Source organism: Ideonella sp., assembly GCF_036277275.1.
In the GTDB taxonomy this organism is placed as follows: domain Bacteria; phylum Pseudomonadota; class Gammaproteobacteria; order Burkholderiales; family Burkholderiaceae_C; genus Ideonella.
In genome coordinates, this window is the sequence record NZ_DASUNH010000065.1 from 26,756 (window position 1) to 35,673 (window position 8,918).

The window sequence follows — 8,918 nt, forward strand, 5'->3', positions numbered from 1 at the left end:
CATCTCCCGTTCCCTTCGAATAGCCGCCATGCCTTCACGCCGCCTCCTGCTCTCGTTGTTGCCGCTGGCCGCCGCGCTGGCCACCCCGCGGGTCTGCCACGCGCAGGCGCCATGGCCCAGCAAGCCGGTCAAGATCGCCGTGCCAGCCCCCGCCGGCAGCTCGCTGGACATCATTGCCCGCCTGCTCGGCGAACGCCTCGCGGAGCGCTGGGGCCAGCCCGTGGTGGTCGAGAACAAGCCGGGGGCCGGCGGCATGCTGGGCACCGACGTGGCGGCCAAGGCCGCGCCGGACGGCCACACGATGGCGCTGTCCTTCAACGGCCCGATCGCCTTTGCCCCCTTCCTCTACGGCAAGGTGCCCTACAACGTGGCCAAGGACTTGGTGCCGGTCGTGATGACGACATCGCAGCCCAACGTGTTGGCGGTCAATGCCGCCAAGGTGCCGGCCAAGACGGTAAAGGAGTTTGTCGACTGGGCCAGGGCCGGCAACGGGGCGATGAACTACTCGTCGCTGGGCAACGGCAGCTCGGCCCACCTGACGATGGAGCTGTTCCTCGCCGAGGCCGGCGTCAAGGGCACCCACATCCCGTTCAATGGCTCACCGCCAGCGGCGATGGCGGTCGCGCAGGGTGAGGTCGACGCCACCTTCATGGTCGCGCCGGCACTGTTGCCGCATGTGACATCGGGCAAGGTGCGGCTGATCGCGGTCAGCAGCGCACAGCCGGTCGAGTCGATGAAGGAGCTGCCGACGCTGGCGTCGGCCGGCTACAGGGCGGTCGAATCGATGGCGTGGAATGGCCTGTTCGTGCCGGCAGCGACGCCGGCCACCGTGGTCGCCAAGATCAATGCCGACGTCAACGCGGTGCTGGCGGACAACGCAGTGCGCACCGCGCTGGACCACCAGGGCCTGACGCCAGTCGGCGGCAGTGCGGTGGATTTCCAGCGCGTGGTCGATGCCGAGCAAAAACGCTGGGCACCGATCATCACGAAGATCGGCATCAAGCTGGATTGACCCGGCCTCGCCACGATCGGCACGTCACGCCTTGACGAACAACCGGTAGTCGGCGGTGTAGGGCATCTTGGCTTGGCGACCCAGCTCCTCGGCCGTGCACGCCGCCGTCGGGGCGACGCCGCCCACGGTGCGAATGCGCTGGATGCTGGTGACCCCGGCATAGCGGCCCGCCGGGCCGGCCGCCTGAGTGACCAGCAGCAGCCAGGGGATCGCACCGGCTTGCGGCGCGTCGGCCTTGGCCTTCACATGGCCCTTGATGCGGCTGCCGTCGGTGGCTTCCCAGTGCGGGCCGGCGTAGTGCTTGCCGACTTGCCGGCCCTGCGCATCGAGCAGCTCGGCCTCGGGCGCCACGAAGACCCATTCGTGGCCGGCGGCCCCGGCTTTCGCGCGGCACTCGTAGACCTGCACGCCGCGAGCGCCGACGACCTCGAGCAGGCGTTCGCCGGGCGGGGGCTGCAGGACATCGGGGATGATGGGCACCGGCGGCGTCGTGCTGCAGGCGCCAATCAGGCCTGCGAGCGCCGCAGCAGCCAGGACGGTGCTCAGTTGGGCAGAAGAGGTCATCGGGTTCTCCGTCGGTGATGGAAAGACCGCCGGCGGTTCCAGCCGGCTTGCCGACACCTACGGAGGGGGCGCGCGTTTGGACGCAGCCCCCGCTTTCAAAACCCCGCGCTCAATGCAGACCCGCCAGCAGCGCCGCGTTGCCACCAGCGGCCGCGGTGTTGATCGTCACTGTCTGCTCGGCGCAGAAGCGGTAGAGCTGGCGCGCGCTGGTCGCTTCCTGCAACGCCAGCAGCGGCACGATGGCACCGTCCTGCGCCGCCAGCTGGCGGGCCAGGCGCGGCAACCAGTCGGCACTGGTCGCACAGACGCCTGCGACGCGGCGTTCGGCGGCCAGCGCGGTGCCCAGCGTTTCCGCACTGCCAGGCATGGCCTGCAACGCACCTGCGGGCAGCCCGGCTTGCTGCAGGATCTGCAGCCAGGGCCGTGACGCGGCCAGCGCAGCCTCGTCGCCGACCCAGGCCACCGTGTTGCCGGCCACCAGCGCGGCCGCCAACGCGGTGGCCAGCTCGGCCGCCGGTGCGGTGCCGCCGATGAAGGCAAAAACGCCGCGGCCGTGCAGGCGCAGCTCATTGCTCTCGCCGGTCGGGCCGGGCAGCGTGTGCGCGGCGAGCCGGGTCTCGGCCTGTGCGGCCAGCGTGCGCCAGCGTGCCGCCAGGCCGGCGTCGGACGCCGCCAGGGCGTCCGCGGCGCGGCGCAGCCAGCTTGCGCGGTTGGCCAGCGGCGTTGCGCTCCACACGGCATGCTGGGCCACCAACCCGTCGACCGCGCGGCGCGCGGTCTCGATGGCCGCCGGAGCCGGCGCGGCGACCAGCGTCGAATCAGCGCCAACCGCCGCGAACGCCGGCGCCCCCACCTCGGCACCAAAGCGCAGCACATAGTTGGGCCCGCCCGCCTTCGGGCCGGTGCCCGACAGGCCTTCGCCGCCGAACGGCTGCACGCCGACCACCGCACCGATCATGTTGCGGTTGACGTAGACGTTGCCGATCTGGGCCAGCTTCGCCAGCCGTTCGGCGCGGCTGTCGATGCGGGTCTGGATGCCGAAGGTCAGGCCGTAACCCAGCGCGTTGATCTCGCGCACCAACGCTTCCGGGTCGCCGCCCCAACGCACCACGTGCAGCACCGGGCCGAAGATCTCGCTCTTCAGGTCGGCCACGCGCTTCAGTTCGAACGCCGCCGGCGCGACCAGCCGCGGGAAGGCCGACGGATCGGTCCGGGTCTCGCCCAGCAGCTTCGCTTCGCGCTTCAGGCGTTGCACATGGGCGGTGATGCCCTCGAAGGCCTCATCGTCGATCACCGGGCCGACGTCGGTCGCCAGCTCGGACGGATCCCCCACGCGCAGCTCGGCCATCGCGCCCTGGAGCATCTCGATCACGCCGTCGGCGATGCCCTCGTGCACGCACAGCAGCCGCAGCGCCGAACAACGCTGGCCGGCCGAGCGGAAGGCGCTTTGCACCACCGCGTCGACCACCTGCTCGGGCAGCGCGGTCGAGTCGACGATCATCGCGTTCAGGCCACCGGTCTCGGCGATCAGCGGCACCGGCGCGCCGCCTTTGTCGGCCAGCGCGCGCTGGATGATGCGAGCGACCTGGGTCGAGCCGGTGAAGCAGACGCCCGCGGTGCGCACATCGGCCACCAAACCCGCGCCCACCGTCTCGCCCGGGCCGTGCAGCAACGCCAGTGCATCGGCCGGCACGCCCGCTTCGTGCAACAACGCGACCATGCGCGCCGCCACCGCCGGCGTCTGCTCGGCCGGCTTGGCGGCCACGCTGTTGCCGGCGGCCAAGGCCGCCACCACCTGGCCGGCGAAGATCGCGAGCGGGAAGTTCCAAGGGCTGATGCAGACGAAGACGCCGCGGCCGCTGGAGGGCTCGGCCTGCGCCGCCACCTGGTCGGCGTAGTAACGGCAGAAATCGACCGCCTCGCGCACCTCGGCCACGCAGTCGCCCAGCGTCTTGTGGGCCTCTTTGACCAGCAGGCCGCAGTACTCGGCCAGGCGCGCGTCGAGCAGGTCACCGGCCCGGCGGACGATCGCCGCGCGCTCGGCGGCCGGCCGCGCGTTCCACGCGGCAAAACCCTGCTGCAGGCGCTGCATGGTGCTGTCGATGTCGCCGCGGGTGGCTTCGGGCACCGGCTCGACATGGGTCGCCGCAATCGCCGCCATCAGCGGCGCGCGCTGGGCCAGGCAGGTGATGTCGGCGCCGGTGGAGTTCAGCCGCCGCACGCCCCCCTTCCCGCCGTACAGGTCGATCGGCAGCGGCAGCCCTTCGGTGGCTTCGGGCGCCCCCGCGTGGGCCTCGTCCAGCGGTGAAGCGAGCAGTTCTTCCGGCGCGACGCGCGGGTCGGCCAGCTGATGCACGAACGACGAGTTGGCGCCGTTCTCGAGCAGCCGGCGCACCAGGTAGGCCAGCAGGTCGCGGTGTTCGCCAACCGGCGCGTAGACGCGGCAGGCCATGCGTGGATCCTTCAGCACCTCGCGGTAGACACCGTCGCCCATGCCGTGCAGCCGCTGCATCTCGTAGTGGGTGTCGGGCTCGGCACCAACGTCGCGCGCCATGTTGACGATCGCGGCGATCGTGCCGGCGTTATGGGTCGCGAACTGCGGGTAGACCACATCGCGGTGCGCCAGCAGCGCCTTCGCGCAGGCCAGGTATGACACATCGGTGTGCGGCTTGCGGGTGTAGACCGGGTAGCCGGGCAGGCCCAGCTCCTGCGCACGTTTGACCTCGCCGTCCCAGTACGCGCCCTTGACCAGGCGGACCATGAAGCGCAGGCCATGGCGCCGCGCGATCGCCGCCACCTCGTCGACCACCGCCAATGCCCGGGTCTGGTAGGCCTGCACCGCGAGACCGAAGCCGCGCCACTGCGGGTAGGTCTTGGCAATGCGCTCGGCCAGCGTCTCGAGCACGTCGAGCGAAAGCTCGAGCCGGTCGACCTCTTCGGCGTCGATGGTCAGGTTCAGCTGGGCGGGCGCGGCGCGCTCGATCAGCGACCAGACGCGCGGCAGCAGCTCGGCGAACACCCGCTCGCGCTGGGCGTCTTCGTAACGCGAGAACAGCGCCGACAGCTTGATCGAGATGCCGTCGCTGGCCTCCGGGCCGGCGCCGCGGGCGGTGGCCGCCGCGATCACGTCGATCGCGTTGGCGTACGAGGCCAGGTAGCGCTCGGCGTCGGCCTCCGTGCGGGCGCCCTCGCCCAGCATGTCGTACGAATAGCGCAGGTTGGGCTGCTCGCGGCGCTGCGCGGCTGCTTCGCCCATCGCCTCGCCGATCGTGCGCCCGAGCACGAACTGCCGGCCCAACAACTGGATCGCGCGCACCGTCGCCGCCACCACCGTGCGGGCGCCCAGGCGCTTCAGCAGGCCCGGCTCTTCTTCAGCCTCCGGCAGGAACTTCTTCGACAGCGCGATCGCAGTCGCCGACAGGCTGGCCAGCATGCCGCCCGAGCCGTCGGCACCATCGAATTCGGCCCGGCCCAGCTGGTCGGCCGTCAACGCCACCGCGGTTTCGACGTCGGGCACACGCAACAGTGCCTCCGCGAGCCGCATCAGCGCAAGCCCTTCGGCGCTGGAGATCGGGTACTCCTTCAGCAGCGATTCCATGGCCCAGAACGGCGCCGGCTTGTCCCGCACCGCTTGCACCCACGGTTTGGCCCCGGCGACCACGCCGGCCCAGTCGACGCCCGGCGTCAGGCGTTGGCGCGCGGCCTGCAGCGCCTCGTGTTCGCGCACATAGGGAAAAGGCAGGCGGGCCCGGGCCGGCGGCACGGCAAACGGGACTGGCGGGGTGGCAACAGCGCTCATGAAGGTGCTTTCAAGCCGAGCTCAGCCGTCACACGCTGTTTCAGCGCGTCGGGAGTCTCATGGCGGTAGAAATCCTGACTGGAAGGATTGGCAGCTTACGCGGACAATTCCTGAAAAAGATTCGGAGTTCCCAGCCTGTGACGAAGTTTTCTCAAGCATGCAGCCCACGATAAACGACCAAAGCCTCGCCGAACGCGGGCTCGACAAGATCGATCTGAGAATCCTGCGCGTTCTACAAAAGGACGGACGGATCAGCAACCTGAAACTGGCCGAGGAGGTGCATTTGTCGCCCACCGCGGTGCTCGAACGGGTCAAGCGCCTGACGCGCGACGGCTTCATCCTGGGTTACGAAGCCCGCCTGAACCCGCTGAAGCTGGGTGCCGGGCTGATGGTCTTCGTCGAGGTGCTGCTGGACCGCACGGTGCACGACGTGATGGACAGCTTTCGGGCCGCGGTGCAGGTGCGGCCCGAGATCCTGGAATGCCACCTGGTCGCCGGCGGCTTCGACTACCTGTTGAAGACCCGCGTGTCCGACATGGCGGCCTACCGCAGCTTCGTCGGCGACGTGATCTGGTCGCTGCCGGGTGTGCGGGAAACCCGGACCTACGCGGTGATGGAAGAAGTGAAAAACAGCACATCGCTCAGTTTCTGAGCGGGCGCTTCCAGGGGACCCAAGGGCGGCGCGGGCAGAGCGCGGCCAACGCTGGCTGGTCGACTTGCGACCGGCGCGGCCTGCAAGGCGCGGCGGCAACCCGCCGCCGGGTGCTCCATTTCACCAATCCCCCCCCCCGATCGGGGGGGTGCCCCTCCCTCGTGCGGGCGATGGTGCCGGGGGTGGGGTCTGGCGGACGATCTCGGTCATGCCGGCTGAACCGGCAACCATACGAGGGAACCGCCGTGACCAGCCCCGCCATCCATCTTGCCGCCCACCTGCGCCTGCCGCCTTTCCTGTCGCGCCTGCCGATCGAACGCCCGCTGCCACGCGGCTGGCCGACCTGGCTGCCGGCCCCCGCCAACCGGCCCGACGACGCAGCGCTGCAGGTCGAGCACGAGCCGACCGTCTCGATCGAAGAGTTGCCCCAGACGCTGGGCGTCGAACCGATGCTGCCGGGCTCGGTGGCCGCCGGCGGCTGGTATGACTCTAGCCTGGACCTGCGGCTGGGCCTGGAGGTACTGGATCTGGGCCCGGTGGAGTGCTTCGACGAGTGGGACGGCGCGTTCGCCTGAAGGGCCGCCGTCAGCGCCGTCAAAGACGGGAAGCCGCCTGACTGCGCGCGCCGAAGATGGCACTGCCGACGCGCACCAGCGTCGCACCTTCGAGCACCGCGGCCTCCAGATCGGCACTCATGCCCATCGACAAGGTGTCGAGCGCCAGGCCCTGCTGCTCCCGCAGGGCCATGAAGGCCTCACGCAGCCGCCGGTGCGGCGCCCGCTGCGCCGCCATGCCGTCGACCGGCTCGGGAATCGACATCAGGCCGCGCAGACGAAGGCCCGGCAAGATCGCCACCGCCCGCGCCAATGCCGGCAGATCGTCGAACGACACGCCACTCTTGCTGGCCTCGCCATCGACATTGACCTGCAGGCAGATGTTCAGCGGCGGCAGGTTCTCGGGCCGCTGCGCCGCCAGCCGTTCGGCGATCTTCAGCCGATCGACCGTGTGGACCCAGTCAAAAGCCTCGGCGACGACCCGCGTCTTGTTCGACTGCAGCGGCCCGATCAAATGCCATTCGAGTTGCGCACGCACATCGGTCAGCGCTTCGATCTTGACCAAAGCCTCTTGCACATAGTTTTCGCCGAAGGCACGCTGACCCGCAGCCACCGCCGCGCGTACCGCATCTGCCGGGCAAGTCTTGCTGACCGCCAGCAACGTGACATGCTGCGGCGAGCGGTTGCACTCGGTGCAAGCACGGTCGATCCGATGCCGCACTTGGCGTAAGTTCTCAGCGATACTGCCCAGGTTCGTGCCCATGATTGCCTGAGCATAAGACACGAGCATCGGGCACCGCGATTCGCCGCTTTCCGGCCGCACGGTGTCACCCAGAGACAAGCCGCCCAAACCGCCCCATGGACATCACCCAGCTGCTGGCCTTTTCGGTGAAGAACAAGGCATCGGACCTGCACCTGTCTGCCGGCCTGCCGCCGATGATCCGCGTGCACGGCGACGTGCGCCGCATCAATGTCGACCCCATGACGCACAAGCAGGTGCACGCCATGGTGTACGACATCATGAACGACACCCAGCGCAAGCAGTATGAAGACACGCTCGAATGCGACTTCAGCTTCGAGGTGCAGGGCCTGGCGCGTTTTCGCGTCAATGCGTTCCACCAGAACCGCGGCGCCGCGTCGGTGTTCCGGACCATTCCGTCGAAGATCCTGACGCTGGCGCAGCTGAACTGCCCGCCGGTGTTCGCCGAACTGGCACTGAAGCCGCGCGGCCTGGTGCTGGTCACGGGCCCCACCGGTTCGGGCAAGTCGACCACGCTGGCAGCGATCATCGATCACCTGAACGAGAACGAGTACGGCCACGTGCTGACGCTCGAGGATCCGATCGAGTTCGTGCACGAGTCGAAGAAGTGCCTGATCAACCAGCGCGAGGTCGGCCCGCACACCCTGTCGTTCTCCAACGCCCTGCGCAGCGCGCTGCGCGAGGACCCGGACGTGATCCTGGTCGGCGAGATGCGCGACCTGGAGACGATCCGGCTCGCGCTGACCGGCGCGGAAACCGGGCACCTGGTGTTCGGCACGCTGCACACCTCGTCGGCCGCCAAGACCATCGACCGCATCGTCGACGTGTTCCCGGCGGCGGAGAAGGAGATGGTGCGCGCCATGCTCTCCGAGTCGATCCGCGCCGTCATCTCCCAGACCCTGCTGAAGACCAAGGACGGCAACGGCCGGGTGGCGGCGCACGAGATCATGATCGGCACGCCGGCCATCCGCAACCTGATTCGCGAGAACAAGATCGCGCAGATGTATTCGATGATTCAAACCGGCAGCCAGTTTGGAATGCAGACGCTCGACCATTGCATGACCGAGCTGGTTCGGCGCAACGTCATCACGGTGGCTGAAGCGCGGCAGTACGCCAAGACTCCCGAGTCGTTCGCAGGCTAAAGCGAGAACTAATGGAACGCGATCAGGCAACACGGTTCGTACACGATCTGCTGCGGCTGCTGCTCAGCAAAAAAGGCTCGGACTTGTTTCTCACCGCCGACTTTCCGCCGGCGTTCAAGATAGACGGCCGCGTGTTGCCGGTATCCAACCAGCCGCTGACGGCGCAACACACCAGTGAGCTGGTGCGCGCGATCATGAACGACCGGCAGGCAGCAGAGTTCGAGAAGACCAAAGAGTGTCAGTTCGCGATCAACCCGACCAGCATCGGGCGCTTTCGCGTTTCGTCGTTTATTCAGCAGGGCAAGGTGGGCATCGTCTTCCGCGTCATTGCGGACCACATCCCTACCAGTGACGAGCTGAATCTGCCGCCGATTGTCAACGAGCTTGCAATGGCAAAGCGGGGAATCGTGCTGGTGGTCGGTGCTACGGGTTCGG

Annotated in this window: 7 protein-coding genes and 2 pseudogenes; 5 read left to right on the forward strand and 4 right to left on the reverse strand. The window is 68.7% G+C overall.

What is annotated here, in order from left to right; translation table 11 throughout:
- Positions 1-28: 28 nt before the first annotated feature.
- Positions 29-1,012 (forward strand): tripartite tricarboxylate transporter substrate binding protein, encoded by a 984-nt coding sequence (locus VFY73_RS11715; RefSeq protein ID WP_329718856.1) that lies wholly within the window; start codon positions 29-31, stop codon positions 1,010-1,012.
- 24 nt (positions 1,013-1,036) lie between these two features.
- On the opposite strand, the gene VFY73_RS11720 is transcribed toward VFY73_RS11715, so the two are convergent.
- From VFY73_RS11720 to VFY73_RS11730, 3 genes and pseudogenes are all read right to left on the reverse strand, one after another.
- Positions 1,037-1,576 carry a DUF3455 domain-containing protein gene (locus tag VFY73_RS11720; protein ID WP_329718858.1) on the reverse strand — a complete coding sequence of 180 codons (540 nt, stop codon included), beginning with the start codon at positions 1,574-1,576 and terminating at the stop codon, positions 1,037-1,039.
- Positions 1,577-1,685: 109 nt separating this feature from the next.
- On the reverse strand, positions 1,686-2,327 hold the full coding sequence (locus VFY73_RS11725; protein ID WP_414654447.1) for an aldehyde dehydrogenase family protein: 642 nt from the start codon (positions 2,325-2,327) through the stop codon (positions 1,686-1,688).
- A 48-nt stretch (positions 2,328-2,375) separates the two neighbouring features.
- Positions 2,376-5,375: pseudogene (locus tag VFY73_RS11730) on the reverse strand (L-glutamate gamma-semialdehyde dehydrogenase); the annotation flags it as partial.
- A gap of 157 nt (positions 5,376-5,532) precedes the next feature.
- Between VFY73_RS11730 and VFY73_RS11735 the strand changes: the two are divergent.
- Positions 5,533-6,027 (forward strand): Lrp/AsnC ligand binding domain-containing protein, encoded by a 495-nt coding sequence (locus VFY73_RS11735; protein ID WP_329718860.1) that lies wholly within the window; start codon positions 5,533-5,535, stop codon positions 6,025-6,027.
- 245 nt (positions 6,028-6,272) lie between these two features.
- Positions 6,273-6,602: a hypothetical protein gene (locus VFY73_RS11740; protein ID WP_329718862.1), complete on the forward strand. Its 330-nt coding sequence runs from the start codon at positions 6,273-6,275 to the stop codon at positions 6,600-6,602.
- 19 nt (positions 6,603-6,621) lie between these two features.
- Here the strand turns inward: VFY73_RS11740 and VFY73_RS11745 are convergent, their stop codons facing one another.
- Complete coding sequence (locus VFY73_RS11745) at positions 6,622-7,344, reverse strand: YggS family pyridoxal phosphate-dependent enzyme (RefSeq protein ID WP_329718864.1); 723 nt, start codon at positions 7,342-7,344, stop codon at positions 6,622-6,624.
- Between the two features lie 95 nt (positions 7,345-7,439).
- Between VFY73_RS11745 and VFY73_RS11750 the strand changes: the two genes are divergently transcribed.
- Both VFY73_RS11750 and VFY73_RS11755 read left to right on the forward strand, forming a co-directional pair.
- Positions 7,440-8,483, forward strand: a complete 1,044-nt coding sequence (locus VFY73_RS11750; RefSeq protein WP_329718866.1) for a type IV pilus twitching motility protein PilT — start codon at positions 7,440-7,442, stop codon at positions 8,481-8,483.
- 11 nt (positions 8,484-8,494) lie between these two features.
- Positions 8,495-8,918, forward strand: a pseudogene (locus VFY73_RS11755) (type IV pili twitching motility protein PilT); the annotation flags it as partial.

Coding starts and splice junctions, on each gene's coding strand:
- VFY73_RS11735 (WP_329718860.1), top strand. CDS start 5,533: ATGCAGCCCACGATAAACGACCAAAGCCTCGCCGAACGCGGGCTCGAC.
- VFY73_RS11750 (WP_329718866.1), top strand. CDS start 7,440: ATGGACATCACCCAGCTGCTGGCCTTTTCGGTGAAGAACAAGGCATCG.
- VFY73_RS11720 (WP_329718858.1), bottom strand. CDS start 1,576: ATGACCTCTTCTGCCCAACTGAGCACCGTCCTGGCTGCTGCGGCGCTC.
- VFY73_RS11745 (WP_329718864.1), bottom strand. CDS start 7,344: ATGGGCACGAACCTGGGCAGTATCGCTGAGAACTTACGCCAAGTGCGG.
- VFY73_RS11715 (WP_329718856.1), top strand. CDS start 29: ATGCCTTCACGCCGCCTCCTGCTCTCGTTGTTGCCGCTGGCCGCCGCG.